The organism is Luteimonas sp. MC1750 (assembly GCF_016615955.1).
Classification (GTDB): domain Bacteria; phylum Pseudomonadota; class Gammaproteobacteria; order Xanthomonadales; family Xanthomonadaceae; genus Luteimonas.
On the sequence record NZ_CP067113.1, the window covers coordinates 867,658 to 891,963 of the forward strand.

A 24,306-nucleotide genomic window follows, 5' to 3' on the forward strand; every position below is an offset into this window, starting at 1 on the left:
CCGCCATGCGCACGCTGCGGATCGTGCTGGTCGTGCTGGTCGCGCTGCTGGCGTGGCTGCAGTACCGGCTGTGGTTCGGCAGCGGCGGCACGCAGGAGGTCGCCGGGCTGCAGGCCCAGGTCGAGCAGCAGGCACGGCAGAACGATGGCCTGCGCGACCGCAATGCGGCGCTGGCGGCCGAGGTCGCCGACCTGAAATCAGGCGAGGCGGCGATCGAGGAGCGCGCACGCGCCGAGCTGGGCATGATCCGGCCCGGGGAAACGTTTTACCGGGTGGTCGAGCGCACGCCGCCCGCGCCCGCTGCGGACGCCTCCCCGTCGGACGCGGACGAAGGAGAGACGCGATGACCTGGGCCGTGGTCCCGGCCGCCGGGCGCGGCACGCGCTTCGGGGGCGAGGTGCCCAAGCAGTACCTGCAGGCCGGCGGTGAGCCGCTGCTCGTGCACAGCCTGCGCGCGCTGTTCGCGCATCCGTCGGTGCAGGGCGTGGTGGTGGCGTTGGCCGACGGCGACGCGCACTGGCAGGGCTGGAGCGACGGCAGCGGCCGCCCGGTGATCGCCTGCACCGGCGGCGGGAGCCGCGCCGAATCGGTGCTGGCAGGCCTGGCCGCGCTGCCCGGCGACGTGCGCGAGGACGCTTTCGTGCTGGTGCACGACGCGGCGCGCCCGAACCTGCAGCTGGCCGACCTTGCCGCGTTGCTCGAGCGCGGCCGCGAGGATCCGGTGGGCGCGATCCTGGCCACGCCCGTGCGCGACACGCTCAAGCGCGCCGGCGACGACGGCGGCATCGACGCCACCGAGCCGCGCGAGCGCCTGTGGCGCGCGCAGACGCCGCAGTTGTTCCGCCGCCTGCAGCTGCGCCGGGCGCTGGACGCCGCGGCCGCCGACGGCATCGAGGTCACCGACGAGGCCATGGCCATGGAGCGCCAGGGCCTGCGGCCGCTGCTGGTCGAGGGCGCCGAGGACAACATCAAGGTGACCACGCCGGCCGACCTGGCCTATTTCGAATTCCTGCTGGAAAGGAGGGGCCCGTGACCATCCGCATCGGCCACGGCTACGACGTGCATGCTTTCGGCGAGGGCGACCATGTGATGCTCGGCGGGGTGCGCGTGCCGCATGACCGTGGGCTCGTCGCGCACAGCGACGGCGACGTGATCCTGCATGCACTGTGCGATGCGATCCTCGGTGCGCTGGCGCTGGGCGACATCGGCCTGCACTTCCCGCCGTCCGAAGCGCGCTGGAAGGGCGCCGACAGCCGCGCGCTCCTGCGCCACTGCGTGGCGCTCGCCGCCGGGCGCGGCTGGAAGGCCGGCAACATCGACGCCACGGTGATCTGCGAGCGACCCAGGGTCGGCCCGCACGCGCAGGCCATGCGCGAGGCGATCGCGGCCGACCTCGGCATTGCGCTCGACGCGGTCAGCGTCAAGGCCACCACCAGCGAGCGCCTGGGCTTCATCGGTCGCGAGGAGGGCATCGCCGCGCAGGCGGTCTGCCTGCTGGTCGAGGCCTGAGCGATGCCGGCGATGAGCGCTTCCCTGCGCGCACGCGCGTGAGCACGGCCGCATGAGCACGGCCGCATGAGCACGGACCTGCCGCGCGCCCACGGCGCGCCGGTGCTGGCCGCGCGCATCCGCGTCACGCCCGAGGATTTCGATGTCACCGAACTCGATGGCTTCGAGGCCAGCGGCGTCGGCGAGCACCTGCTGCTGACCATCGAGAAGCGCGGCATGAACACTGCCTTCGTCGCACGGCTGCTGGCCGAATGGGCCGGCGTCGACGAGCGCGCGATCGGCTATGCCGGCCTCAAGGACCGGCACGCGGTCACCCGCCAGCGCTTCAGCGTGCAGCTTCCGGGACGCACCGCGCCCGACAACGCCGCGCTGGAACGCGACGATCAGGCCACGGGGCAGCGGCTGCGGGTGCTTGGCCAGGCCCGGCATTCGCGCAAGCTCCCGCGTGGCGCGCTGGACGGGAACCGCTTCGTGCTCGTGCTGCGCGGGGTCGCCGGCGGGCACGAGGCGATCGACGAGCGGCTGCAGGCGATCGCCGCGCGGGGCGTGCCCAACTACTTCGGCGAACAGCGCTTCGGCCACGGCGGCGGCAACGTCGACAAGGCCGGGCGCATGTTCGCCGGCCTGCGCGTGCGCCGCGAGGAGCGCACGCTGCTGCTGTCGGCGGCGCGCTCGGAGCTGTTCAACCGGGTGCTGGCGGCCCGCGTCGCCGGTGGCAGCTGGGACCAGGGCCTGGACGGCGAGGCCTGGATGCTCGACGGCAGCCGCAGCGTGTTCGGGCCCGAGCCCTGGAGCGACGCGCTCGCCGCGCGCCTGGCGGCGTTCGACATCCATCCCAGCGCGCCGCTGTGGGGCCGCGGCGAGCTTCGCAGCGCGGGCGCCGCGCAGGCGCTGGAGCGCGACGCGATTGCCGATGCCGCCAGCCTCGCGCTGAGGGCCGGCCTGGAAGCGGCGGGCCTGGCGCAGGAGCGCCGCGCCACCCGCCTGCGCCCCGCCAGCCTGGAATGGCAGTGGCGCGAGGCCGACGCTTTGGAGCTGCGCTTTTCGCTGCCCGCGGGCACCTACGCGACCTCGGTGCTGGCCGAACTCGGCCCGGTTCAAGAGCCGGGCGCGCCGCGCCTGCCGCCCGTCGGAAACTGAGCCACGGCACTGGCCGGCCGCGCGCTGCGGCGTATATGTGGAAGCGCGCCCCGGAAACCGTGGCGCAACCACAGGAGAAGGCCATGAACAGGTTGTTCCAGGCAGTCCTGGTCGCATCCGCGACGCTGGCGCTTTCGGCATGCGCGAGCAGCGGCGGCATGGCGTCGGCCCCGGGTCCCGCGACAGGTTCGCAGCAGGGCGAGCGGATCCTCACCGACGGCGAGTACGTGTCGGCGGTCGAACGGGTCGCGCGCAGCCGCGGCGTCCACGTGCAGTGGGTCAACCCGCCGCAGCGGCGGTTCCCCGCCGGGCTGGCGTCGCGCTGAGTCAGCGCCGCGCGAGCAGCACCAGCACCGCGCCGGTCCCGCCCTGGGCGGGAGGCGCGGAATGGAAGGCCAGCACGTCCGCGCGATGGCGCAGGATGCGGTCGACCACGTTCTTCAGCACCGGCAGGCTGTCGTCGGAATTGATGCCCTTGCCGTGCACCACGCGCACGCAGCCGTAGCCGGCGTCGCGCGCCTCGCCCAGGAATCGGCGCAGCAGGATTTCAGCGGTGGCTGCATCGCTGTGGTGTAGGTCGAGTTCGTCCTGCGCGGCATAGAGCCCCTGTGACAGCCGCTTGAGGGTGCGCGGCGGCACCTGCTCGCGCCGGTGCGACAGCACGTCGCCGCGCTCGATCGAGAAACCCTCGCCGCGGCCCAGGCGGAAATCCTCGCGCGCCTGCGCCTCGTCGCGCTCGGCCATGCGCGCGCGCGGTCGGGGGCGTGGCCGCTCGGGGGGCACCGGCGTGGCGGGCAGTTCGCGCACCGGACCGATCGCCGCGCGGAACAGCGCGGCATCCTCGTCGTCGTCGTGCGTGTCATCGCGTCCGGCCATGCCGCAAGCCTAGCGCGGGGGACCCGCGCCGTCGCGTTCCGTTATCATGAACGCAATGAAAATCCTCGTTAGCAACGACGACGGCGTCGACGCCCCCGGCATCCACGCACTCGCCGCCGGCCTGCGGGCCGCGGGCCACGAGGTCACCGTCGTCGCCCCCGATCGCGACCGCTCCGGCGCCAGCAATTCGCTGACGCTCGACCTGCCGCTGCAGGCCGTGCAGCTCGACGCCGGCACCTGGCGCGTGCACGGCACGCCGACCGACTGCGTGCACGTCGCGATCACCGGCATGCTCGACCACGACCCTGACATCGTGGTCTCCGGCATCAACAACACCGCCAACCTCGGCGACGACGTCATCTATTCCGGCACCGTCGCCGCGGCGATGGAAGGCCGCTTCCTGGGCCTGCCCGCGGTCGCGGTGTCGCTGGTCACCCGCGACCACCAGGGCCGGCACTACGATACCGCCGCCCGCGCCGCGGTCGAGATCGTCGCGCGCCTCAGGGCCGATCCGCTGCCGGCCGACACCATCCTCAACGTCAACGTGCCGGACCTGCCGTGGTCGGAGATCGAGGGCTTCGAGGTCACGCGCCTGGGCAACCGCCACCGCGCCGAAGCCTGCATCCCGGCGCAGGACCCGCGCGGACGCCACTTCTGGTGGATCGGCGGCGCCGGTGCCGAAGCGGATTCCGGCCCGGGTACCGATTTCCACGCCGTGCGCACCCGCCACATCGCCATCACCCCGATCCAGGTCGACCTGACGCGCTACCAGGCGCTGGAGCAGGTCGCGGCCTGGGTCGGTGGCCTCGAGGAGGCCCTGCGCAACGGAGGGCAGGCATGACGCCGCGGCTGCGCCTGCAGCCCGAGGCGCTGGGCATGGGCATGACCTCGCAGCGCGTCCGCGACCGTCTGATCGAGCGGCTGCGCGGCAATGGCATCACCGACGAGCGCGTGCTCAACGCCATCCGCACCGTGCCGCGCCATCTTTTCATCGACGAGGCGCTGGCCACCCGCGCCTATGAGGACACCGCGCTGCCGATCGGCCACGGCCAGACCATTTCCCAGCCCTGGGTGGTGGCGCGGATGACCGAGGCGCTGTTCGCCGATGGCGCGCAGCCGGTACGCGTGCTCGAGGTCGGCACCGGTTCCGGCTACCAGGCCGCGATCCTCGGCGCGCTCGGGCTGCAGGTGTACACGGTCGAGCGAATCGGCGACCTGCTGCGGGTCGCGCGCAAGCGCTTCCGCTCGCTGGGCCTGAACGTGCGCAGCAAGCACGACGACGGCCGCGTCGGCTGGCCGGAGGAGGCGCCCTTCGACGGCATCCTGGTCACCGCCGGTGCCCCGGCGCTGGTCGAGGCGCTCACCGCGCAGCTTGCGCCCGGCGGCGTGCTGGTGGCGCCGGTGGGCGCAGCGGGCGCGCAGTCGCTGCTGCGCCTGCGCAAGGACGCCGAAGGCCAGATCGTGCAGGACACACTGGCCAGCGTCGCCTTCGTGCCCCTGCTGTCCGGACTGGTGGACTGAGCCATGACACGACCGATTCCGCCGTCCGCCCCGCTGGGCGAACAGTCCCTGCGCACCCAGCTGGAAGGGATCATCGAGCGCCTGCCCACCGGCTCGATGAGCCTGGGGGAGCTGCTGGCCATCATCGGCGACGAAGGCCTGCTGGTGCTGTCGATCCTGCTGACGCTGGTGTTCCTGATCCCGGTGTCGATCCCCGGCGTCAGCACGGTGTTCGGCGCTGCGATCCTGCTGGTGGGCCTGAGCCGGGTCTCGGGCCGGCCGCTGTGGGTGCCCGCGCGGCTGGCCGCGCGCCCGCTGCCAGCCGACCGGCTGCGGCCGGCGCTCACCGGCGGCATGGCCTGGGTGCGCCGGCTCGAGCGCATCAGCCGTCCCTACCGCATGTCATCACTGGTCGACGGCCGCGCGCAGCAGCTGTTCAACAACCTGGCCTTCATCTTCGCCGCGCTGCTGCTGATGGCGCCGTTCGGATTCGTGCCGTTCAGCAACACCATCCCCGCGATCGCGCTGCTGCTCTACGCTGTGGGCTTCATCCAGCGCGATGGCGTCGCGGTGCTCCTCGGTCACCTCGCCACCATCGGCACGGTGGTCTATTTCAGCGTCCTGATCGGCGGCGGCGGCCTGGCCCTGCAGCACCTGTGGCAGCGCTTCGCCGGGTGAGTCGCCACGCCCTGTCCCACACGGAGGTTTCCCCGCGCATGCCCCTGGTCCGTCGATCCGCCCGCCTCGCCCTGGTCCCCCTCGTCGCGCTGGTGCTGGCGCTTGCCGGCTGCGGCACGAGCAAGGTGGTCCGCGAGGGTGGCGGCAGCGCGGCGCGCGCCTCCACGCCCAAGCCGGGGCAGACGGTCGGCGTGCGCCGGGGCGACAACCTCTACCGCCTGGCGGTGAACAACGGCATCAGCCCGCTCGACCTGGCGATGTGGAACGGCATCCAGCCGCCCTACACGATCTATCCCGGGCAGACGCTGCGGCTGTATCCCTCGTCGGGCGCGACCGGCGCACGCGCGTCCACGCCGGCGGCCGCGTCGCGCAGCCGCGGCAGCGCACGCCCGCCCACCGACAGCCGCGGACGCGTGGTGCAGCCGACCCGGGCGCCGCCGCAGCCGACCGGGCCCGCGCCGGTGCGCAGCGCGGTGTCCTGGCGCTGGCCGGCCGACGGCAACCTGGTCAGCCGCTACGTCGAGGGCGATCCGACGAAGCAGGGCATCGGAGTGGCCGGTTCCGCCGGGCAGGCGGTGCGCGCCGGCGGCGACGGCGTGATCGTGTATTCCGGTTCCGGCCTGGTGGGCTACGGCGAACTGATCATCATCAAGCACGACGAGCAGTGGCTCTCGGCCTACGGCCACAACCGCAAGCGCCTGGTGGGCGAGGGCGACCGGGTCAAGGCCGGCCAGCAGATCGCGGAAATGGGCCGCACCGGCGCCGACCGCGACATGCTGCACTTCGAGATCCGCTACAACGGCAAGCCGGTGGACCCGCTGCGCTACCTGCCGCAGCGCTGACGACCGCCTCAGTCGTCGGAGAGGATGAAGCCCGCGACCACCCGGCGGCCTTCGCTGGCCAGCACGTTGAAGGTGCGCGCGGCGGCGCCGTTGGTCATCGCCTCCAGGCCGACGCCCCGTGCAAGGCACGCGGCCATCGTGCGCGGCGGAGGGAAGGCCTGCGCATCGCCGGTTCCTAGGATGATCACTTCGGGCTCGAGCGCGAGCAGCGCGTCCAGCTGGGCTGGCTCCAGGCCGGCGATGGGCGAAGCGGCCCAGTCCTCGATCAGGCGGGTCGGCGAGACGATGAAGCTCGCCAGCAGGCGACGGTCGTTGACCAGGGCCGAGCGGCCATCGGCGCCGCGCAGCACGTATTCATAGTCAGGGCGTTCCTGGACCAGGTCCATCGCGTCGTCCGGGTCCTCAGCCGCGCGGAAGCACGATCTGGCGCTTCTCGGCGTTGGGCCGGTAGAGCACGGCCACGTGCCCGATGCGCTGCACGAGGGCCGCGCCGGTGCGCTGGGCCAGGTCGCCGATCAGCGCATCGCGCTCCTCGCGGTCGGCCGCGCCCACCTTCACCTTGATCAGCTCGTGGTGCTCGAGCGCGCCGGCGATCTCGGCCACCACCGCGTCGGTCACGCCCTTGCCGCCGACCTGCAGCATGGCCTTGAGCCCATGGGCCTGCCCGCGCAGGAAACGATTCTGGGCGGCGGTGAGCTCGACGGTCATGGAGGCTGCGGTCAGGTACGGAGGGGCACGCAGGGTATCATGGCCGACCCCCCGCTCCCCCGACGCAGGCGATGGCTACCCGCAGCAAAAGCAGCCAGCGCTGGCTCCAGGAGCACTTCAGCGACCCCTTCGTGAAGAAGGCGCAGGCCGAGGGCCTGCGTTCGCGCGCCGCCTACAAGCTGGAAGAGCTGGTCGAGCGCGACCGCCTGCTGAAGCCGGGCATGACCGTCGTCGACCTCGGCGCCGCCCCGGGCGGCTGGTCGCAGTGGGTCCGCCAGGCCCTGGGCGACAGTGGCCGGGTGATCGCGCTGGACATCCTCGAGATGCCCGCCCTGGCAGGCGTGGAGTTCATCCACGGAGACTTCAGGGAGGACGCGGTACTTTCACAGCTGGAATCCACCCTTGGCGCTGCACGCGTGGACCTTGTCTTGTCGGACATGGCCCCCAACAAGAGTGGTGTGACAGCCGTCGACCAGCCGCGGGCCATGTACCTGGCCGAGCTTGCGATGGATTTCGGTGACCGGCACCTGCGTCCGGGCGGCGATTTCCTGATCAAGCTGTTCCACGGGGCCGGTTTCGACGACTACGTGCGCGAGTTGCGCCGGCGTTACGCGAAGGTGGTGGTCCGCAAGCCTGCGGCCTCGCGCCAGCGTTCGCCGGAAGTCTATGCGCTGGCGCAGGGCAAGCTGGCCCGGCTGAAGTAAAGCCGGATGAAGTAAAGCCGGATGAAGTAAATTGCGGCGATGCCGCGGAGAGTGGAATGAACGACCTGGTCAAGAATCTGATGCTGTGGGTAGTGGTCGCCGTCGTGCTGATGGTGGTCTTCAACAGCTTCAGCCCCAAGGTGCCCGGCAGCCAGGAGGTCATGTACTCGCAGTTCATGTCCGAAGTGCGGACCGACCGGATCAAGGCCGTGGACATCGCCAGCGACGAGCGCTCGGTGCAGTTCCAGCGCAAGGACGGCAGCAGCGGCATCACCACCGCGCCGCGCCGCGACGAGCGCATGGTCGACGACCTGATGAACCACAACGTCGAGATCAAGCAGGCGCCGCCGGAGTCTGGCGTCACGCTGTGGTCGCTCCTGCTCAACTTCCTGCCGGTGCTGCTGATCATCGGCTTCTGGTTCTTCATGATGCGGCAGATGCAGCAGGGCGGCAGCAAGGGCGCGATGTCCTTCGGCCGCTCGCGCGCCAAGCTGCTCAGCGACGACCAGGTCAAGGTCACCTTCGCCGACGTCGCCGGCTGCGACGAGGCCAAGGAAGAAGTATCGGAGCTGGTCGAGTTCCTGCGCGACCCCTCGCGCTTCCAGAAGCTCGGCGGCAAGATCCCGCGCGGCGTGCTGATGGTCGGCCCGCCCGGTACCGGCAAGACGCTGCTCGCCAAGGCGATCGCCGGCGAGGCCAAGGTGCCGTTCTTCTCGATCTCCGGCTCCGACTTCGTCGAGATGTTCGTCGGCGTCGGCGCCAGCCGCGTGCGCGACATGTTCGAGCAGGCCAAGAAGCACGCGCCGTGCATCATCTTCATCGACGAGATCGACGCCGTCGGCCGCCACCGCGGTGCCGGCCTCGGCGGCGGTCACGACGAGCGCGAGCAGACGCTCAACCAACTGCTGGTCGAGATGGACGGCTTCGAGGGCGGCGAGGGCGTGATCGTGGTGGCTGCCACCAACCGTCCCGACGTGCTCGATCCGGCGCTGCTGCGCCCGGGCCGCTTCGACCGCCAGGTCGTGGTGGGCCTGCCCGACGTCAAGGGCCGCGAGCAGATCCTGCAGGTGCACATGCGCAAGGTGCCGCTGGCCGACGACGTCGAGCCGATGGTCGTCGCGCGCGGCACGCCGGGCTTTTCCGGCGCGGACCTCGCCAACCTGGTCAACGAGGCGGCGCTGTTCGCCGCGCGCGAGAACGCGAAGGACGTCCGCATGGACCACTTCGACAAGGCGCGCGACAAGATCCTGATGGGCGCCGAGCGCCGCTCGATGGCCATGAGCGAGGAAGAGAAGACCAACACCGCCTACCACGAGGCCGGCCACGCCATCGTCGGCCGCCTGGTGCCGGACCACGACCCGGTCTACAAGGTCACGATCATCCCGCGCGGCCGCGCGCTGGGCGTCACCCAGTTCCTGCCCGAGGGCGACCGCTACAGCTCGACCCGCGAGAGCCTGCACAGCCGCCTGGCGACGCTGTACGGCGGCCGCGTGGCCGAGGAGCTGATCTTCGGTTCGGACAAGGTCACCACCGGTGCCTCGAACGACATCGAGCGCGCGACCAAGATGGCGCGTGCCATGGTCACCAAGTGGGGCCTGTCGGAAGAGCTCGGCCCGATCGCCTACGGCGAGGAAGAGGACGAGGTGTTCCTGGGCCGTTCGGTCACCCAGCACAAGAGCGTGTCCGACGAGACCGCGCGCAAGATCGACGAGGAAGTGCGCGACATCCTCGCCAGTGCCTACACCCGCACCAAGGCGATCCTGACCGAGCACCTCGACAAGCTGCACACGATGGCCAAGCTCCTGCTGGAGTACGAAACCATCGACGTGCCGCAGATCGACGCGATCATGGAAGGCCGCGACCCGCCGCCGCCGATCGGCTGGAGCAAGCCCCTGCCCAAGGGCGACGACGACGGCGAAGCCGGCGGCAAGCGCCCGATGCCGATCTCGCCGGACCCGGCCCCGCAGGCCTGACGCGCGGTTGATGCAACCTGAAAGCCGGGCCTCGTGCCCGGCTTTTTCTTGCTTCATTCCCCCCGTTGGGAGAGAGATGCGCAGGGCGGGAGGACCGATCACTCCCCGTGTAGGAGCGGCTATAGCCGCGATGTTGACGACACCCTGGCTGCGATGTTGCTAGCAGTGCTCCGTTGGAGTCCACGCCGCCCGTCCCGCGCACAGGGGGCGTGCTACGCCGGCCGTCTCCGCGTCCTGCTGCCAGCGGCCGGGCGCCGGCCATCCATGGCCGGCTCTCCGCACACCCCTGCACGCGGGACGGGCTCCGGCCTTTATCGGCTTCGGAACCGGAAGCAAGAGCGGTCGCGGCGGGAAGACTCCGGGTCAACTGACGCACCGGCTCACATGACCAAGACGCAACGGCTTGCCGCACTGCCTGGCTTGTCCGCCACCGGATCGCGAAAGAGGTCGGACCCGCCGCGGATGCAGGGGGGATGGCCAGAGCCGGCCATGGATGGCCGGCGGCCGGAACTGGGAGCAGGACAGCGCAGATTCCGGCTGGTCATCCCCCCTGCATCCGCGGCGGGCACCGCACGCCCCCAGCGAAACCCGCGCAAATCCCCGCAAACCCGGCCAATCCACCTCCATCCGCGCGCCAGCCATCGACACGCAGGTTCTGACCCATGGGAGCCCTGCGTCCGGGCGATAATCGGGGCCCGCCTGCAGGAGCGTGCCATGTTCGACACCGTCCCCTCGCTGGACTGCGGCGGCCGCGCGCTGCGGCTGGATCGCCCGCGGGTCATGGGAATCGTCAACGTGACGCCGGATTCGTTCTCGGACGGTGGCGACCACTTCGATCTGGATGCGGCGGTCGCCCACGGGCTGCGCCTGGCGGCCGAGGGCGCGGACATCCTCGACGTGGGCGGCGAGTCGACGCGCCCGGGCTCCGAGGGCGTCGGTGCCGAGGAGGAGATCCGTCGCGTGGTCCCGGTAATCGAACGCCTGGTACGCGACACCGCGCTGCCGGTCAGCATCGACACCTGGCGTCCCGAGGTGATGCGCGCGGCGGTGGCGGCCGGGGCCGGCATGATCAATGACATCCGCGCGCTGCGTGCCGAGGGCGCACTGGATGCGGCGGCCGAGTCGGGTGTTCCGGTCGTGCTGATGCACATGCTCGGCGAGCCGCGCTCGATGCAGGAGGCGCCGGAGTACGAGGACGTCGTCGGCGACGTGCACCGCTTCCTGGCCGAGCGCATCTTTGCCGCCGAGATGGCCGGCATCCCGCGCAAGCGCATCGTCGCCGACCCCGGCTTCGGCTTCGGCAAGACCACGCAGCACAACGTCACCCTCCTGGCGCGCCTGGAGCGCTTCGTCGAACTCGGCGTGCCGGTGCTGGCGGGTCTGTCGCGCAAGCGCAGCATCGGCGAGCTCACCGGGCGGGAGGAGGCCAAGGCACGCGTGCACGGCTCGGTGGCCGCGCACCTGATCGCCGCGCAGCGCGGCGCCAGGCTGCTGCGCGTGCACGACGTCGCCGCCACGGTCGATGCGCTGCAGGTGCTGGCGGCGGTCGATGCGGTGCCGGTGCCGCGCACCACGCCCGCCGTGCCAACCGTGACCATCGACTGGCCCGCCTGACCGGGCGCTGGCGTACAGTTCCCCGCTCGTGCGCGCCCCATCCGGGGCCGGGGGACACAGGATGACCGCGAGCCTGCCGCTGCTGGCGACCTTTTCCGGCTACCTGCTGCTGATGATCGGCATCGGGCTCTGGGCCTGGTACCGCACCCGCAGCTTCGACGATTACATCCTCGGCGGCCGCTCGCTGGGCAGCCTGGTGACCGCGCTGTCGGCCGGCGCCTCGGACATGAGCGGCTGGCTGCTGATGGGCCTGCCCGGCGCCGCCTACCTGGGCGGCGTGTCCGAGGGCTGGATCGCGGTGGGCCTGGTGCTGGGCGCCTGGGCCAACTGGCACGTCGTCGCCGGCCCGCTGCGGGTCTACACCGAGCGCGCGAAGAATGCGCTCACGCTGCCCGACTACTTCACCCACCGCTTCGAGGACCGCGCCCGCGTGCTGCGCGTGGTCTCGGCGCTGGTGATCCTGGTGTTCTTCGCGGTGTACTGCGCGTCCGGCATCGTCGCCGGCGCCAAGCTGTTCCAGGAAGTGTTCGGCGTGCCCTACGCGCAGGCGCTGTGGTGGGGCGCGGCGGCCACCATCGCCTATACCTTCATCGGCGGCTTCCTCGCGGTCAGCTGGACCGACACGGTGCAGGCCACGCTGATGATCTTCGCCCTGCTGCTGGTGCCGATCATGGTGATCGTGGGCGTGGGCGGCGTGGGCGAGGGGCTGGCGCTGGTGGAGCAGGTCGATCCCGCGCGCCTGGACTGGGTCGGCGCCGGCGGCGCGATCGCGGTGGTGTCGGCGCTGGCCTGGGGCCTCGGCTACTTCGGCCAGCCGCACATCCTGGCGCGCTTCATGGCGGCCGAATCGCTGGCCGCGATCCCGAAGGCGCGGCGCATCGGCATGACCTGGATGGTGCTGTGCCTGCTGGGCTCGGTCTCGGTGGGCCTGTTCGGCATCGCCTGGTACGCCGCCCATCCCGCCGACGCCGGTCCGGTCACTGCCGACGCCGAGCGCGTCTTCATCGCGCTGTCGCAGCAGCTGTTCAATCCCTGGATCGCCGGCGTGCTGCTGTCGGCGATCCTGGCCGCGATCATGAGCACGCTGTCGTGCCAGTTGCTGGTCTGCTCCAGCGCGCTGACCGAGGACTTCTACCGCGGCTTCCTGCGCCCGCAGGCCAGCCAGCGGGAGCTGGTGTGGTTCGGCCGCACGATGGTGCTGGCGGTCGCGCTGCTGGCGATCTTCATCGCCCGTGACCCGGACAGCCGCGTGCTGGGGCTCGTGGCCTACGCCTGGGCCGGTTTCGGAGCCGCGTTCGGGCCGGTGGTACTGCTGTCGCTCACCTGGGCGCGCATGACCCGCAACGGCGCGCTCGCCGGGGTCATCGCGGGTACCGCCACCGTGGTGCTGTGGAAGCACACCGGCAGCGCGCTGTACGAGATCGTCCCGGGCTTCCTCGCCGCCACCCTCACGATCGTCGCGGTCAGCCTGCTCGGCCGCGCGCCGTCGGACGCGGTGCAGGCCACGCACCGCGCGGTGCGCCGCGAGCTGAAGGACCATGGCTACTGAGGACCGGCCCGGCACGGGGCGCGACGACCGCCGGCCCTGCGCCATCGCGCTGATGGGCCCGACGGCGTCGGGCAAGACCGCGCTGGCCCTGGACTGGGCGGAGCGCTTCGACGGCGAGATCGTCAGCGTCGACTCCGCCCTGGTCTACTGCGGCCTCGACATCGGGGCCGCCAAGCCCGACGCCGCCGAGCAGGCGCGCGCGCGCCACCACATGCTCGACCTGCGCGCGCCCTGGGAGACGTACTCGGCCGCCGACTTCGCCCGCGACGCGCGCACGGCCATCGACGGCATCGTCGCCCGCGGCCGCCTGCCGATCCTGGCCGGCGGCACCGGCCTGTACTTCCGCGCCCTGCTCGAAGGCCTGGCCGGAATGCCGGCCGCCGACGCCGAGGTGCGCGCGGCCATCGAGGCCGAAGCGCGCGCGCGTGGCTGGCCGGCCCTGCACGGCGAGCTGGCCGGCGTGGACCCCGCGGCCGCCGCGCGCATCGACCGCAACGATCCGCAGCGCATCCAGCGCGCGCTCGAGGTGTGGCGGATCAGCGGTCGTCCGATCAGCGCCTGGCAGCACGATGCCGCGGCGACGCGGGCGCGCCTGCCGCTGCGCGTGCTGAAGCTGGTCGTGGCGCCCGCCGACCGCGCCGTGCTGCATGAGCGCATCGCGCGCCGCTTCGACGCGATGCTGGCGGCCGGCTTCCTCGACGAGGTGCGCGCGCTGCGCGCGCTGCCGGCACTGCAGGCGCATCCCGCGCCCCTCGACCTTCCGGCGATCCGTGCCGTCGGCTATCGCCAGGCCTGGGAATACCTCGACGGGCAGGGCAGCGCCGCCGCGTTCCGCGAGCGCGGCATCGCCGCCACCCGCCAGCTCGCCAAGCGCCAGGGCACCTGGCTGCGCGGCGAGCTCGACGCGCGCCGGTTCGACCCGGCCATGCAGTCCGCGGAGCTCGAGCGGGCGATCGGCGACTTCCTTGGCCGAGCTGCGACGCAGGGCCGGCCCACGCGCGCGCGGGTCGTATAAGATCATCCGGCCGCCACGGGGAGTGGCACGGCGGCGCGGCCCGGGGTCGCTGCATCCATAACAACAACAATCAGCTGGGGAACATTGATGTCCAAGGGACAGTCCTTGCAGGATCCTTTCCTGAACGCGCTGCGCCGCGAACGCGTGCCGGTGTCGATCTATCTCGTCAACGGCATCAAGCTGCAGGGGACGATCGAGTCCTTCGACCAGTTCGTGGTGCTGCTGCGCAACACCGTCAGCCAGATGGTCTACAAGCACGCGATCTCGACCGTGGTGCCGGCGCGCAACGTGCGCGTGGGCCCGGGCGGCGGCGTCGTGCAGGCTGCGGATGAACCGCACGCCGCGGCCGAAGGGGCCGACGAGGCCGAGTGACGCTTGCGTCGGCCGCCTGCGCCCCCATCTCGGGGCCATGACCCGATGCCGACGACCGAATGCCCACCGAGCTGTTTGAACGTTCCCGCAAGGGCGAGCACGCGCTGCTGATCCAGCCGCACCGCGGCGGCCCGCCGGATGAAGGCGCGCTGGAGGAGTTCGCCGAGCTCGCCCGCTCGGCCGGCGCCACCGTTGCCCACGTCATGCCGGCGCGCATCGACCGCCCGAATCCCGCCACCCTGCTGGGCAGCGGCAAGCTCGAGGAGATCAAGGCCGCGGCCGATGCCACCGGCGCCGACCTGGTGCTGGTCAACCATCCGCTGTCGCCCGGCCAGGAGCGCAACCTCGAGAAGCTGCTCGAGCGCCGCGTGGTCGACCGCACCGGGCTGATCCTCGACATCTTCGCCCAGCGCGCCCGCAGCCACGAAGGCAAGCTGCAGGTCGAACTGGCCCAGCTCAAGCACATGGCCACGCGTCTGGTCCGCGGCTGGAGCCATCTGGACAGCCAGCGCGGCGGTGCCATCGGCCTGCGCGGCCCCGGCGAGACCCAGCTCGAGACCGACCGCCGGCTGCTGCAGAAGCGCGTCGAACAGCTGCAGGCGCGGCTGGCGAAGGTCGAGGTGCAGCGCACCCAGATGCGCCGCGCCCGCGTGCGCAGCGAGCTGCCGCGCGTGGCCCTGGTCGGCTACACCAACGCCGGCAAGTCGACGCTGTTCAATGCCCTGACCGGCGCCGACGCCTACGCCGCCGACCAGCTGTTCGCGACGCTCGACCCCACGGTGCGCAAGATCACCCTGCCGGGCGGCTACGTGGTGCTGGCCGATACCGTCGGCTTCGTGCGCGACCTGCCGCATGAGCTGGTGGCCGCCTTCCGGTCGACCCTGAGCGAGGCCCGCGAGGCTGACCTGCTGGTGCACCTGATCGACGCCTCCGACCCGCTGCGCGACGAACGCGTGGCCCAGGTCGACGAGGTGCTGACCGAGATCGGCGCCGGCGACATCCCGCAGCTGCTGGTCTACAACAAGATCGACCGCCTGGGCGTGCCCGCGCGCCACGACCGCCCGCACGATGGCGACCACGCCGACGAGACCGCCGTGCGCGAGCGGGTCTGGGTCTCGGCGCGCGATCGCGAAGGCCTCGACCTGCTGCGCGAGGCGCTGGCCAGGCGCCTGGGCCTGCGCCGGCTGCAGGCCGAGTTGCGCCTGTCGCCGGATGCCGGACGCCTGCGCGCCCGCCTGCACGAGGTCGACGCGATCCGCGGCGAAGCCCACGACGAGGACGGCTGGACGCTCGACATCGACCTGCCGCTCAGCGATGCGAGGCGGCTCGCCGCCCAGGACGACGGCGCGCCGCTGCGCGCGCTGCTGCCCGCGGAGTAAGCGCGGGCGATGCGGCCGGACCGCGGCGCCCGCACCTTGTAGAATGCCCCTTCGTCGCCGGTCCCCCGGTGGCGGGATCCCCAGACTGGAGCCAGCATGGCCTGGAACATCCCCGGCAAGAACAACGATGACCGCGGTTCGGGCCGCGACGGCGGCAACAACGGCCGCCAGAATCCGTGGCCTCCGCGCCGCAGCAGCGGCGGTGGCCGTGGCCGCGGGCCGTTCGACGGCCTGGTCGACCAGCTCCGCGGCCTGTTCGGCGGCGCCGGCGGTGGCGGCCATCCGCTGCGCTGGATCGGCATCGCACTGGCGCTGTGGCTGGCCTTCAACTGCTTCGTGCTGGTCGGCGAGCAGGATCGCGGCGTGGTGCTGCGCTTCGGCAAGTTCTCGCGGGTCATGCAGCCCGGGCCAAACTTCAAGCTGCCGTGGCCGATCGAGCGCGTCACCAAGCTCAACACCACCGGCGTGCGGACCTTCAGCAACGCGCTGCCGGTGCTGACCCGCGACGAGAACATCGTCACCGTCTCGTTCAACGTGCAGTACCGCATCAGCGACCCGGAGATGTACCTGTTCGGCTCGCGCGACGCCGACCGCGTGCTCGAGCAGGTGGCCCAGAGCGCCGTGCGCGAGCAGATCGGCCGCGCCAACCTCGACTCCGCGCTCAACGCGCGTGGCCCGCTGTCGGCGGCCGCCGCGACCTCGCTGCAGGCCTCGCTCGAGACCTACCGCACCGGCCTGATCGTCACCGAGCTGAGCCTGCAGGACGCGCGTCCGCCGGAAGAGGTCAAGCCGGCGTTCGACGAGGTCAACAGCGCCCAGCAGATGAACGAGCGCCTGGTGAACGAGGCCCGCGCCTATGCCGCGCGCATCGTCCCCGAGGCCCGCGGCCAGGCCCAGCGCGTGCGCACCACCGCCGAGGGCTACAAGACCGCGTCGGTCGCCAACGCCAGCGGTGACGCGCAGCGCTTCAGCCTGCTGGTCGACGAGTACAAGAAGGCCCCCGACGTCACCCGCAAGCGCCTGTGGCTGGAAACCGTCGAGGACGTGCTGGCCGAGAACCGCACCGTGATCGGCGGCGACGGTCGCCAGCTGATCTACGTGCCGATGGCCGGCCAGGGCGCCGGCGCGCAGCCGCTGCTGACCCCCGACATGGTCGCGCCCGCGGCTGACGCCCGCGAGTCCGAGGCCGTCGTGCCCGCCGCCTCCAGCAACCTGCCGCGCCCGCCGCGCGAGGGAGCCTCCCGCTAATGAAGCCGCAACTGATCATCCCCGTCATCCTGGTCGTGCTGCTGGGTCTCCTGGGCTCGATGTTCGTGGTCCGCGAAGGCCAAGTCGGCCTGGTGCTGAACCTGGGCCGCGTCGCGCGCACCGACCTCGGCCCCGGCCTGCACTTCAAGATCCCGCTGGTGGAAAGCGCGCGGGTCTTCGACCGCCGCTTCACCGCCAACGAGTTCCCGCCCGAGCGTTCGCTGACTTCCGAGCGCAAGGACGTGAGCGTGGACTTCGTCGCCATCGGCTTCATCGTCGACGCCGCGGACTTCTACCGCGCCACCGGCGGCAACGAGGAGCTGGTGACCGCGCGCCTGGCGCCGATCATCAAGGAATCGCTGCGCAACGAGATCAACTCGCAGACCCTGACCGAGCTGGTCTCGGGCAACCGCGCCGAGCTGATCGACCGCCAGCTGCCGGGCATCAACGAGGGCGCCAAGACGCTGGGCATGCAGGTGGTCGACATCCGCTTCAAGCAGATCGACCTGCCCACCGACAGCGACGTGATCAGCCAGGTCTACGACCGCATGCGCGCCGAGCGCCGCCAGGTGGCCGCCGCGCTGCGCGCCGAGGGCGAGGAGCAGGCGCGGATCGTGCGCGCCGAGGCCGACCGCGAGCAGACCGTGCTGCTGGCCGAGGCCGAGCGCGACGCCCAGGTGCTGCGAGGCGAGGGCGACGCCGAGGCCGCGCGCATCTACGCCGAGGCCGCGAACCGCGATCCCGCCTTCTTCGCCTTCCAGCGCAGCCTGAACGCGTACCGCCGTTCGTTCGCGTCCGGCGACGCCGTGGTGGTGCTGGAGCGCAACGACCCGTTCCTGCAGTACCTGCGCAGCGACCGCTGAGCGGGAGTGCGCGCGGGTGGATGACCTGTGGGCCGCGCTGTGCCTGGTGGCCGTGCTCGAGGGCCTGGTGCTGTTCGCGGCACCCGGCGCCTGGAAGCGGGCGATGATGCAGATGCTGGCCACGCCCGACGACCGGCTGCGCCGGATCGGCGCCATCGTGCTGGGCGCGGGCATGCTGTCGCTGTGGTGGCTGCGGCAGGGCTGAACCTTTCAATTCAGGAGTAGTGGCCATGGGCCAGTCGGTGGTGGTGCTGGGCGCCCAGTGGGGCGACGAAGGCAAGGGCAAGATCGTCGACCTGCTGACGCAGGACATCGGTGGCGTGGTGCGGTTCCAGGGCGGCCACAACGCCGGCCACACGCTCGTGATCGGCGGCAAGAAGACGGTGCTGCACCTGATCCCGTCCGGCATCCTGCGCGAGGACGCGCTGTGCCTGATCGGCAACGGCGTGGTGCTGTCGCCCGCGGCGCTGATGAAGGAGATCGCCGAGCTGGAAGAGGCCGGTGTCGAAGTGCGCTCGCGGCTCAGGATCAGCCCGGCGACGCCGCTGATCATGCCGTACCACATCGCGCTGGACCAGGCGCGCGAACGCGCCGCCGGCGGCAAGGCCATCGGCACCACCGGCCGCGGCATCGGCCCGGCCTACGAGGACAAGGTGGCCCGCCGCGGCATCCGCGTGGCGGACCTGCACTACCCGAAGCAGCTGGAAGAGCTGCTGCGCACCGCGCTCGACTACCACAATTTCGTGCTGACCCGGTACCTGGGCGCCGACGCCGTCGACTTCCAGCAGACCTATGACGATGCCCTGGCCTTCGGCGACTACGTCGAGCCGATGAAGTCCGACGTCGCCGGCATCCTCCACGACCTGCGCAAGCAGGGGAAGAAGGTGCTGTTCGAAGGCGCGCAGGGCTCGCTGCTCGACATCGACCATGGCACCTATCCCTACGTCACCAGCTCCAACACCACGGTCGGCGGCGCGCTGGCGGGCACCGGCGTGGGCGCGGACGCGATCGATTACGTGCTGGGCATCTGCAAGGCCTACGCCACGCGCGTGGGCGGCGGTCCGTTCCCGACCGAGCTCGAGGACGACGTCGGCCAGCGCCTGCGCGACCGCGGCCAGGAATACGGCGCCACCACCGGCCGCCCGCGCCGCTGCGGCTGGATCGACATCGTCGCGCTCAAGCGCGCGGTGGCGATCAACGGCATCAACGGCCTGTGCATCACCAAGCTCGACGTGCTGGACGGCTTCGACACGCTGAAGATGTGCATCGGCTACCAGTACCGCGGCAAGCGCACCGAGTACGCGCCGCTGGACGCCCAGGGCTGGGCCGAGTGCGAGCCGGTGTACCTGGAGTTCCCGGGCTGGACCGAAGACACCCACGGCATCACCGAGTGGGAGAAGCTGCCGCCGGCGGCACGTGCCTACCTGCGCGCGCTGGAGGAGCTGGCGGGCTGCCCGCTGTCGATCGTCAGCACCGGGCCGGACCGCGAGCACACGATGGTGCTGCAGGACCCGTTCGCCTGATCGACCCCCGCCGGGCGCCGCATACGGTGTCCGGTGGTGGACCACCCGCGCACGGGCGGCTCACGCGACGGGCACGGTGCGGCTGGTCCACTGCCGGGCCATGTCCACCCCCGACCGCCTGACCGGATCCCGCGCCTGCCTGGAGGCGCGCGCGCGCGCGCGCCTGCGCGGCGACGCGGCGCTGCCGCTGCCCGGCGGCGGCGCGACCCTTGCGCGCTGGCAGGCCCTGGCCGCCCTGGGCGCGGACGACCTGCCGTTGGCCAAGGTCCTGGAGGCACACCACGACGCGCTGGCGATCCTTGCCGGACTGGGCGCGGCGCCCGCGAACGGCAGCGACCTCCTCGCGGTGTGGGCGGCGGAAGGGCCAGGATCGACGGTGGCGGTGGACCAGGGCGCGGACCGACCGCGGCTGACCGGCCGCAAGTCCTGGTGCTCGGGCGCGCGCTTCGTCGATGCGGCGCTCGTCACCGTCGTCGATGGCGATGCGCGGCAGCTGGTTCTGGTCGGGCTGGACCAGCCCGGGGTGCATGTTGGCGACTCCGGCTGGGAAGCGGTCGGCATGGCCGCGATCGAAAGCGGTCCGGTGGACTTCGACGGCGTGGCCTGCCTGCGCGTCGGCGCGCATGGCGCCTACCTGGACCGGCCGGGCTTCTGGCACGGCGGTGCCGGCGTCGCGGCATGCTGGTTCGGTGCCGCGGTCGCGATCGCGCAGCGCATGGCGGAACCGCAGCGCGTGGCGCGCGACCCGCACCTGGCCGCGGCGCTGGGGCGTGTCGACATGGCACTGGCCGGAGCCGCCGCGCTGCTGCGCGAGCTCTCGGCGCGCATCGATGCCGAACCGCTGCTGCCGCATCGCCGCGAGGTGGTGCGGCTGCGCTCGGTGGTCGAACGCGCCTGCCACGAAGTGCTCGATGCGGCGGCGCGCAGCCTTGGACCCGGACCGCTGTGCAGGGACGGCGAACATGCGCAGCGCTGCGCCGACCTCGCGGTGTTCGTGCGCCAGAGCCATGCCGACCGCGACTGGGCGGCGCTGGGCGCGGAGGTCGCCGCCATCGACGCGGAGGTACGATGGCCGCTGTAGCGCCGCCGCGGATCCATGGCGAGGGCCGGCCCGAGGCGGCCTGGCGCGCGGCGCCGTGGCTTGCCGCGCTGCCCCTCAAGTCGCCGCGCGAGGTGCTGGACGGCTGCCGGCGACTGGTCCTGCTTTCGCCGCACCCGGACGACGAAACCCTGGCCTGCGGCGGCCTGATGCGCGCCGCGCGCGGTGCGGCCGTCGACGTCCACCTGGTGGCGGTGACCGACGGGGAGGCCTGCTACCCCGGCAGCGCGGAGTGGCCCGTCGAGCGCCTGCGCGAGGTGCGCCCGCGCGAGGTCGAGCAGGCGTTGGCGGTCCTGGGGCTGCGGGCCCGGATCCAGCGCCTGGGGATTCCGGACGGCGGGATCGGCGCGCACCGCCGCGTGCTCGAGGCTGCGCTGCGGCGCCTGCTGCACCCGGGCGACCTCGTGCTTGCGCCGTGGGAGCACGATGGCCATCCCGACCACGACGCGGTGGGGCATGCGGCGCTTGCGGCGGCGAGGTCGCCCGGCATCCGCCTGCTGCGCTATCCGGTATGGGCCTGGCACTGGCTGGAGCCGGATACCGACGAACCCCCGTTCACCGCCTTCCGGCTGCCGCTGGACCCGGACACCGCGGCGTGCAAGCGACGTGCGATCGCCCGTTTCGCCTCGCAGACCGAAACGGGCGAGGCGGGCGGGGCGATCCTTCCGCCGCACGTGCTGGAGCGCTTCCGCCGCCCGTTCGAGGTCTACCTGCCATGACCCGCGCGCAGGACATCGACCAGGTGTGGCGGGAGGGCGACGATCCCTACGGCTACCGGACGCGCTGGTACGAGGCGCGCAAACGCGCATTGCTGCTCGCCGTACTGCCGCGCCCGACGTTCGGCCGCGCCTGGGAAATCGGCTGCGCCAATGGCGAACTGACCCGCGGACTCGCCCCTCGTTGCGCGTCCCTGCTGGGCACCGACATGCATCCGCGCGCGGTCGCCGCTGCGCGCCGGCGCTGCGCGGGCGTCGGCAACGTCGACATCCAGCGGATGGAGCAGCCGGCCGCGTGGCCGGTCGGCCGGTTCGACCTGATCATCGTCGGCGAGATGGGCTACTACCTCGACCCGGGGGAGCTGGCGCCGTTCGCCCGACAGGTCGGCGAGCGTCTCGCGCCCGGGGCGATGCTGGCGGCCTGCCACTGGCTGGCGGAGTTCGACGCCCGCCGCAGCGGCACGGCCGAGGTGCATGCGCAGCTGGCGGCGATCCGGGGGCTCGACTGCATCGCGCACTACCGGGACGCCGACTTCGTCCTTGACTGCTGGAGCAGCGACCGCGTGTCGGTAGCGCAGCGCGAGGGCTTGCGGTGATCGGCGTGCTGGTGCCCGCGCACGACGAGGAGGTGCTGGTCGGCGACTGCCTGCGCTCGATCCTGGCCGCGGCCCGCGCCCCGGCACTGGGCGGCGAGGTGGTGGAGGTGGTGGTCGCGCTCGACCGCTGCACCGATGCCACCGCCGACATCTGCGCCGCGCTCGGAGTGCGCACGGTGGCGATCGACGCACGCTGCGTCGGACGCGCCCGCGCCGCCGCCGCCGAGGTTCTGCTGAGGGCCGGCGCGCGCTGGCTGGCTTCCACAGACGCCGACAGCCAGGTTCCCGTCGACTGGCTGTCGGGACAGCTTGCCTGCCGCGCCGACGCTTTCTGCGGCACGGTGCGCGTTTCCGATTGGCTCGACTTCGCGACCTGCGTCCGCGCGGCCTTCCATGCCGCCGAGCACCACATCGACGGGCATCCGCACGTGCATGGCGCGAACCTGGGCGTTTCGGCAGGCGCGTACCGGGCGGTGGGTGGGTTCGCGCAGCTGGCTGCGCACGAGGACCGGGCGCTGCTCCAGGCCCTGGACCGCGGCGGCTTCACCGTCGCGCGGCGGGCGACGCCGGCGGTGGTGACGAGCGCACGCCGCGACGCGCGCGCGCGGCACGGCTTCGGGGACTACCTGCTGGGGCTCGAAGCCGGCGCAGCCTGACCTGGTGTTCGTGTTCGTGTTCGTGTTCCGGGTGGACTCGTGCTCGACCGCCCGGAGTCCTTCGGGCGCCGGACGCTGCAGGCGCGTGGGTCAGCCGCGCGTCCTCAGGTGAACCGGCCCTGGATTTCCTCGAGGCCCTGCGCCCGCGTTTCCACGCCGCTGCGCCCCAGCATGATCGCCGACGCGGCCATGGGCAGCGCGAGCAGGGCGGCCGACAGCGCGAAGTGGTCGAAGAACCCGAGCACGCCCAGGCCCGCCCCCAGGATCCCGCCGAACTTGGAGCTCGCGGCGATGACGCCCGAGCCCGTGCCGCGCAGGCGCAATGGATAGATCTCGGCCGCGTACGGGATCAGCATGGCGATCACGCCGCTGACGCTGACGAGGAGCGCGGCGATCGCCGCCGTCGTCAGCGCGGACGAGCGCACGCCTGCGAGATCCATCGCGGCGAACGCCAGCAGGGATGCCGCCGTCAGGCCCAGGAAGAGCACCAGCGACCTGAAGCTGCTCCAGCGGTAATAGAGCCAGATCACCAGCGCGATGCCGGGCAATGCATAGACCGCCGACCTGGCAAGCAAGGCGCTCGCGGCGGCCGCGTCGACGCCGAGTTCGGTCAGGTTGGTCGGCAGCCACAGCAGGAAGCCGAAGTTCACCAGGCCCCAGGCGCTGCCCGCGACCAGCAGGCTCCACGAAACCGGTGCATGACGGCCGCGCACGAGATCACGGACGCCGGAAACGGGGTGGCTTTCGTCGATGACCGGCGGTGCCGGGTGCGTGGCGTCATCCTTCTCGACCCGCCCTCCCGGGCCGGCAAAGCGCGCCAGCAGCGCATGTGCCTGGCCCTGCATGCCCATGCTGGCAAGAAAGCGCGGCGATTCCGGAATGAACCGGTTGAGCACGATGATCAACGCGCCGGTCGGCAGGCCGAGCAGCCACAGCACGCGCCAGCTGAACATCGGCTCCAGCACCGCGGCGGCGCCCGCCGCCAGCAGGTATCCGCCGGACGTGCCGATGCCGCCGAGCGCCACGAGCAGCCAGCCCCGGTGCAGCGCCGGCACGGTTTCCGCCATCAGGGTGAAGGTGATCGGCAGCAGGCCGCCAGCGGACGCGCCCATCAGGAAGCACATCGCCAGGTTCCAGCCGAACGAGGGCATGGCCCCGCAGATGGCGGTGCCGATGAACATCAGCGCCGACAGCAGGATGGCCGAGCGTCGACCGAAGCGGTCGGCAACCCGTCCCCACACCACCGAGCCCACCGTGGTGCCGGTCAGTGCGAACAGGGCCAGCACGCTGGCGCCCGCGGTGTCCATGCCGTATTCGGCGCGCATCCCCGGCATCACGAAGCCCAGGGTGGCGGGCTTCATCACGTCGATCGCGAGCGTGATCACCAGCACCGTCACCAGCGTCCAGTGCGCGCGATTGAGCGCGACCCCGTCGGCGACATGGAAGTCGAGCGGCGCGCCGGTGCCCGGCTGCACGCCTGCCGGGGTCCGCGGCAGCATCCCGTAGGCGGAGAGCGCCAGCCCGACCGGAATGATCGCCATGCCGATCCACATTCCGGTGGTCATCGGCATGCCGACCATGTGCCAGTCCGTGTGCTGGCCCATCAGGAACATCGGCCCGTGCGAGAGCACGCCCGCCAGGATCAGGGCACAGCCGAACCAGAAGGCGACGGGATGGTGGAACGAGATTCCTGCTTGACTCATGGCGCCCCCGTGGAGGACGCATGGTAGCGCGGCCGGATCGCCC

General features: G+C 72.0%; 28 protein-coding genes. 24 read left to right on the top strand and 4 right to left on the bottom strand.

Annotated features, from left to right (window positions below):
• The first annotated feature begins 5 nt into the window (after positions 1 to 5).
• The 5 genes from ftsB (at position 6) to JGR68_RS04095 (ending at position 2,975) form a co-directional block, all read left to right on the top strand.
• Complete coding sequence (gene ftsB / locus JGR68_RS04075) at positions 6 to 347, top strand: cell division protein FtsB (RefSeq protein ID WP_199360957.1); 342 nt, start codon at positions 6 to 8, stop codon at positions 345 to 347.
• Entirely contained in the window at positions 344 to 1,033 is a 690-nt protein-coding gene (ispD, locus tag JGR68_RS04080; RefSeq protein WP_199360960.1) for a 2-C-methyl-D-erythritol 4-phosphate cytidylyltransferase, read from the top strand. Before ftsB ends, ispD begins: the two co-directional genes overlap by 4 nt.
• Complete coding sequence (gene ispF / locus JGR68_RS04085) at positions 1,030 to 1,509, top strand: 2-C-methyl-D-erythritol 2,4-cyclodiphosphate synthase (protein WP_199360962.1); 480 nt, start codon at positions 1,030 to 1,032, stop codon at positions 1,507 to 1,509. The genes ispD and ispF overlap by 4 nt, the downstream gene beginning before the upstream one ends.
• A gap of 66 nt (positions 1,510 to 1,575) precedes the next feature.
• Positions 1,576 to 2,649, top strand: coding sequence for a tRNA pseudouridine(13) synthase TruD (truD, locus tag JGR68_RS04090; protein ID WP_199360964.1), 1,074 nt, complete (start codon positions 1,576 to 1,578; stop codon positions 2,647 to 2,649).
• A gap of 83 nt (positions 2,650 to 2,732) precedes the next feature.
• Positions 2,733 to 2,975, top strand: a complete 243-nt coding sequence (locus JGR68_RS04095; protein WP_199360966.1) for a hypothetical protein — start codon at positions 2,733 to 2,735, stop codon at positions 2,973 to 2,975.
• Position 2,976: 1 nt separating this feature from the next.
• On the opposite strand, the gene JGR68_RS04100 is transcribed toward JGR68_RS04095, so the two are convergent.
• Positions 2,977 to 3,525 (bottom strand): Smr/MutS family protein, encoded by a 549-nt coding sequence (locus JGR68_RS04100; protein ID WP_199360968.1) that lies wholly within the window; start codon positions 3,523 to 3,525, stop codon positions 2,977 to 2,979.
• A 55-nt stretch (positions 3,526 to 3,580) separates the two neighbouring features.
• On the opposite strand from JGR68_RS04100, the gene surE reads away from it, so the two are divergent.
• From surE to JGR68_RS04120, 4 genes are read left to right on the top strand one after another with little or no spacing between them, the layout of a single operon-like run.
• The gene (gene surE, locus JGR68_RS04105; protein ID WP_199360970.1) at positions 3,581 to 4,366 is read left to right on the top strand and encodes a 5'/3'-nucleotidase SurE; all 786 of its coding nucleotides are present in this window, start codon (positions 3,581 to 3,583) and stop codon (positions 4,364 to 4,366) included.
• Positions 4,363 to 5,046, top strand: coding sequence for a protein-L-isoaspartate(D-aspartate) O-methyltransferase (locus tag JGR68_RS04110; protein WP_199360972.1), 684 nt, complete (start codon positions 4,363 to 4,365; stop codon positions 5,044 to 5,046). The genes surE and JGR68_RS04110 overlap by 4 nt, the downstream gene beginning before the upstream one ends.
• A 3-nt stretch (positions 5,047 to 5,049) precedes the next feature.
• Complete coding sequence (locus JGR68_RS04115) at positions 5,050 to 5,703, top strand: exopolysaccharide biosynthesis protein (protein WP_199360974.1); 654 nt, start codon at positions 5,050 to 5,052, stop codon at positions 5,701 to 5,703.
• A 38-nt stretch (positions 5,704 to 5,741) separates the two neighbouring features.
• Positions 5,742 to 6,545, top strand: coding sequence for a peptidoglycan DD-metalloendopeptidase family protein (locus JGR68_RS04120; protein WP_199360976.1), 804 nt, complete (start codon positions 5,742 to 5,744; stop codon positions 6,543 to 6,545).
• A gap of 8 nt (positions 6,546 to 6,553) precedes the next feature.
• Here the strand turns inward: JGR68_RS04120 and JGR68_RS04125 are convergent, their stop codons facing one another.
• Both JGR68_RS04125 and yhbY read right to left on the bottom strand, forming a co-directional pair.
• Entirely contained in the window at positions 6,554 to 6,931 is a 378-nt protein-coding gene (locus JGR68_RS04125) for an Mth938-like domain-containing protein (protein WP_199360978.1), read from the bottom strand.
• Positions 6,932 to 6,947: 16 nt separating this feature from the next.
• A complete protein-coding gene (gene yhbY / locus JGR68_RS04130) occupies positions 6,948 to 7,253 on the bottom strand; it encodes a ribosome assembly RNA-binding protein YhbY (protein WP_199360980.1) in 306 nt (101 codons plus the stop codon).
• 71 nt (positions 7,254 to 7,324) lie between these two features.
• On the opposite strand from yhbY, the gene rlmE reads away from it, so the two are divergent.
• From rlmE to JGR68_RS04205, 15 genes are all read left to right on the top strand, one after another.
• A complete protein-coding gene (rlmE, locus tag JGR68_RS04135) occupies positions 7,325 to 7,957 on the top strand; it encodes a 23S rRNA (uridine(2552)-2'-O)-methyltransferase RlmE (RefSeq protein WP_199360983.1) in 633 nt (210 codons plus the stop codon).
• A gap of 56 nt (positions 7,958 to 8,013) precedes the next feature.
• Positions 8,014 to 9,930 (top strand): ATP-dependent zinc metalloprotease FtsH, encoded by a 1,917-nt coding sequence (gene ftsH / locus JGR68_RS04140; RefSeq protein ID WP_199360985.1) that lies wholly within the window; start codon positions 8,014 to 8,016, stop codon positions 9,928 to 9,930.
• Positions 9,931 to 10,644: 714 nt separating this feature from the next.
• Positions 10,645 to 11,544: a dihydropteroate synthase gene (folP, locus tag JGR68_RS04145; RefSeq protein ID WP_199360987.1), complete on the top strand. Its 900-nt coding sequence runs from the start codon at positions 10,645 to 10,647 to the stop codon at positions 11,542 to 11,544.
• A 61-nt stretch (positions 11,545 to 11,605) separates the two neighbouring features.
• Complete coding sequence (gene putP / locus JGR68_RS04150; RefSeq protein WP_199360989.1) at positions 11,606 to 13,093, top strand: sodium/proline symporter PutP; 1,488 nt, start codon at positions 11,606 to 11,608, stop codon at positions 13,091 to 13,093.
• Positions 13,083 to 14,108, top strand: coding sequence for a tRNA (adenosine(37)-N6)-dimethylallyltransferase MiaA (gene miaA / locus JGR68_RS04155; protein WP_199360991.1), 1,026 nt, complete (start codon positions 13,083 to 13,085; stop codon positions 14,106 to 14,108). The genes putP and miaA overlap by 11 nt, the downstream gene beginning before the upstream one ends.
• Before the next feature lie 87 nt (positions 14,109 to 14,195).
• Positions 14,196 to 14,480 (top strand): RNA chaperone Hfq, encoded by a 285-nt coding sequence (gene hfq / locus JGR68_RS04160; RefSeq protein WP_199360993.1) that lies wholly within the window; start codon positions 14,196 to 14,198, stop codon positions 14,478 to 14,480.
• Positions 14,481 to 14,551: 71 nt separating this feature from the next.
• Positions 14,552 to 15,859, top strand: a complete 1,308-nt coding sequence (hflX, locus tag JGR68_RS04165; RefSeq protein ID WP_199361642.1) for a ribosome rescue GTPase HflX — start codon at positions 14,552 to 14,554, stop codon at positions 15,857 to 15,859.
• A 96-nt stretch (positions 15,860 to 15,955) separates the two neighbouring features.
• Positions 15,956 to 17,107 carry an FtsH protease activity modulator HflK gene (gene hflK, locus JGR68_RS04170; RefSeq protein WP_199360996.1) on the top strand — a complete coding sequence of 384 codons (1,152 nt, stop codon included), beginning with the start codon at positions 15,956 to 15,958 and terminating at the stop codon, positions 17,105 to 17,107.
• Positions 17,107 to 17,970 (top strand): protease modulator HflC, encoded by an 864-nt coding sequence (gene hflC / locus JGR68_RS04175; RefSeq protein WP_199360998.1) that lies wholly within the window; start codon positions 17,107 to 17,109, stop codon positions 17,968 to 17,970. The genes hflK and hflC overlap by 1 nt, the downstream gene beginning before the upstream one ends.
• Positions 17,971 to 17,986: 16 nt before the next feature.
• On the top strand, positions 17,987 to 18,175 hold the full coding sequence (locus JGR68_RS04180; RefSeq protein ID WP_199361000.1) for a DUF2065 family protein: 189 nt from the start codon (positions 17,987 to 17,989) through the stop codon (positions 18,173 to 18,175).
• Positions 18,176 to 18,200: 25 nt separating this feature from the next.
• Positions 18,201 to 19,493: an adenylosuccinate synthase gene (locus tag JGR68_RS04185; RefSeq protein WP_199361002.1), complete on the top strand. Its 1,293-nt coding sequence runs from the start codon at positions 18,201 to 18,203 to the stop codon at positions 19,491 to 19,493.
• 100 nt (positions 19,494 to 19,593) lie between these two features.
• On the top strand, positions 19,594 to 20,574 hold the full coding sequence (locus tag JGR68_RS04190) for an acyl-CoA dehydrogenase family protein (protein ID WP_234446586.1): 981 nt from the start codon (positions 19,594 to 19,596) through the stop codon (positions 20,572 to 20,574).
• Positions 20,562 to 21,311 (top strand): PIG-L family deacetylase, encoded by a 750-nt coding sequence (locus JGR68_RS04195; RefSeq protein ID WP_199361005.1) that lies wholly within the window; start codon positions 20,562 to 20,564, stop codon positions 21,309 to 21,311. The genes JGR68_RS04190 and JGR68_RS04195 overlap by 13 nt, the downstream gene beginning before the upstream one ends.
• The gene (locus JGR68_RS04200; protein WP_199361007.1) at positions 21,308 to 21,904 is read left to right on the top strand and encodes an SAM-dependent methyltransferase; all 597 of its coding nucleotides are present in this window, start codon (positions 21,308 to 21,310) and stop codon (positions 21,902 to 21,904) included. The genes JGR68_RS04195 and JGR68_RS04200 overlap by 4 nt, the downstream gene beginning before the upstream one ends.
• Complete coding sequence (locus tag JGR68_RS04205; protein ID WP_199361009.1) at positions 21,901 to 22,560, top strand: glycosyltransferase; 660 nt, start codon at positions 21,901 to 21,903, stop codon at positions 22,558 to 22,560. The genes JGR68_RS04200 and JGR68_RS04205 overlap by 4 nt, the downstream gene beginning before the upstream one ends.
• Positions 22,561 to 22,664: 104 nt before the next feature.
• Here the strand turns inward: JGR68_RS04205 and JGR68_RS04210 are convergent, their stop codons facing one another.
• Entirely contained in the window at positions 22,665 to 24,263 is a 1,599-nt protein-coding gene (locus tag JGR68_RS04210; protein ID WP_199361011.1) for an MFS transporter, read from the bottom strand.
• Positions 24,264 to 24,306: the final 43 nt, after the last annotated feature.

Bases quoted from the DNA above. Each gene is read 5' to 3' on its own strand.
- hflC (WP_199360998.1), top strand. From the start codon at position 17,107: ATGAAGCCGCAACTGATCATCCCCGTCATCCTGGTCGTGCTGCTGGGT.
- JGR68_RS04200 (WP_199361007.1), top strand. From the start codon at position 21,308: ATGACCCGCGCGCAGGACATCGACCAGGTGTGGCGGGAGGGCGACGAT.
- truD (WP_199360964.1), top strand. From the start codon at position 1,576: ATGAGCACGGACCTGCCGCGCGCCCACGGCGCGCCGGTGCTGGCCGCG.
- JGR68_RS04210 (WP_199361011.1), bottom strand. From the start codon at position 24,263: ATGAGTCAAGCAGGAATCTCGTTCCACCATCCCGTCGCCTTCTGGTTC.
- yhbY (WP_199360980.1), bottom strand. From the start codon at position 7,253: ATGACCGTCGAGCTCACCGCCGCCCAGAATCGTTTCCTGCGCGGGCAG.
- JGR68_RS04120 (WP_199360976.1), top strand. From the start codon at position 5,742: ATGCCCCTGGTCCGTCGATCCGCCCGCCTCGCCCTGGTCCCCCTCGTC.
- JGR68_RS04110 (WP_199360972.1), top strand. From the start codon at position 4,363: ATGACGCCGCGGCTGCGCCTGCAGCCCGAGGCGCTGGGCATGGGCATG.
- JGR68_RS04095 (WP_199360966.1), top strand. From the start codon at position 2,733: ATGAACAGGTTGTTCCAGGCAGTCCTGGTCGCATCCGCGACGCTGGCG.
- hflK (WP_199360996.1), top strand. From the start codon at position 15,956: ATGGCCTGGAACATCCCCGGCAAGAACAACGATGACCGCGGTTCGGGC.
- hfq (WP_199360993.1), top strand. From the start codon at position 14,196: ATGTCCAAGGGACAGTCCTTGCAGGATCCTTTCCTGAACGCGCTGCGC.
- surE (WP_199360970.1), top strand. From the start codon at position 3,581: ATGAAAATCCTCGTTAGCAACGACGACGGCGTCGACGCCCCCGGCATC.
- ispD (WP_199360960.1), top strand. From the start codon at position 344: ATGACCTGGGCCGTGGTCCCGGCCGCCGGGCGCGGCACGCGCTTCGGG.
- folP (WP_199360987.1), top strand. From the start codon at position 10,645: ATGTTCGACACCGTCCCCTCGCTGGACTGCGGCGGCCGCGCGCTGCGG.
- JGR68_RS04100 (WP_199360968.1), bottom strand. From the start codon at position 3,525: ATGGCCGGACGCGATGACACGCACGACGACGACGAGGATGCCGCGCTG.
- ftsH (WP_199360985.1), top strand. From the start codon at position 8,014: ATGAACGACCTGGTCAAGAATCTGATGCTGTGGGTAGTGGTCGCCGTC.
- JGR68_RS04190 (WP_234446586.1), top strand. From the start codon at position 19,594: ATGTCCACCCCCGACCGCCTGACCGGATCCCGCGCCTGCCTGGAGGCG.
- putP (WP_199360989.1), top strand. From the start codon at position 11,606: ATGACCGCGAGCCTGCCGCTGCTGGCGACCTTTTCCGGCTACCTGCTG.
- JGR68_RS04125 (WP_199360978.1), bottom strand. From the start codon at position 6,931: ATGGACCTGGTCCAGGAACGCCCTGACTATGAATACGTGCTGCGCGGC.
- ftsB (WP_199360957.1), top strand. From the start codon at position 6: ATGCGCACGCTGCGGATCGTGCTGGTCGTGCTGGTCGCGCTGCTGGCG.
- JGR68_RS04185 (WP_199361002.1), top strand. From the start codon at position 18,201: ATGGGCCAGTCGGTGGTGGTGCTGGGCGCCCAGTGGGGCGACGAAGGC.
- JGR68_RS04115 (WP_199360974.1), top strand. From the start codon at position 5,050: ATGACACGACCGATTCCGCCGTCCGCCCCGCTGGGCGAACAGTCCCTG.
- rlmE (WP_199360983.1), top strand. From the start codon at position 7,325: ATGGCTACCCGCAGCAAAAGCAGCCAGCGCTGGCTCCAGGAGCACTTC.
- miaA (WP_199360991.1), top strand. From the start codon at position 13,083: ATGGCTACTGAGGACCGGCCCGGCACGGGGCGCGACGACCGCCGGCCC.
- JGR68_RS04195 (WP_199361005.1), top strand. From the start codon at position 20,562: ATGGCCGCTGTAGCGCCGCCGCGGATCCATGGCGAGGGCCGGCCCGAG.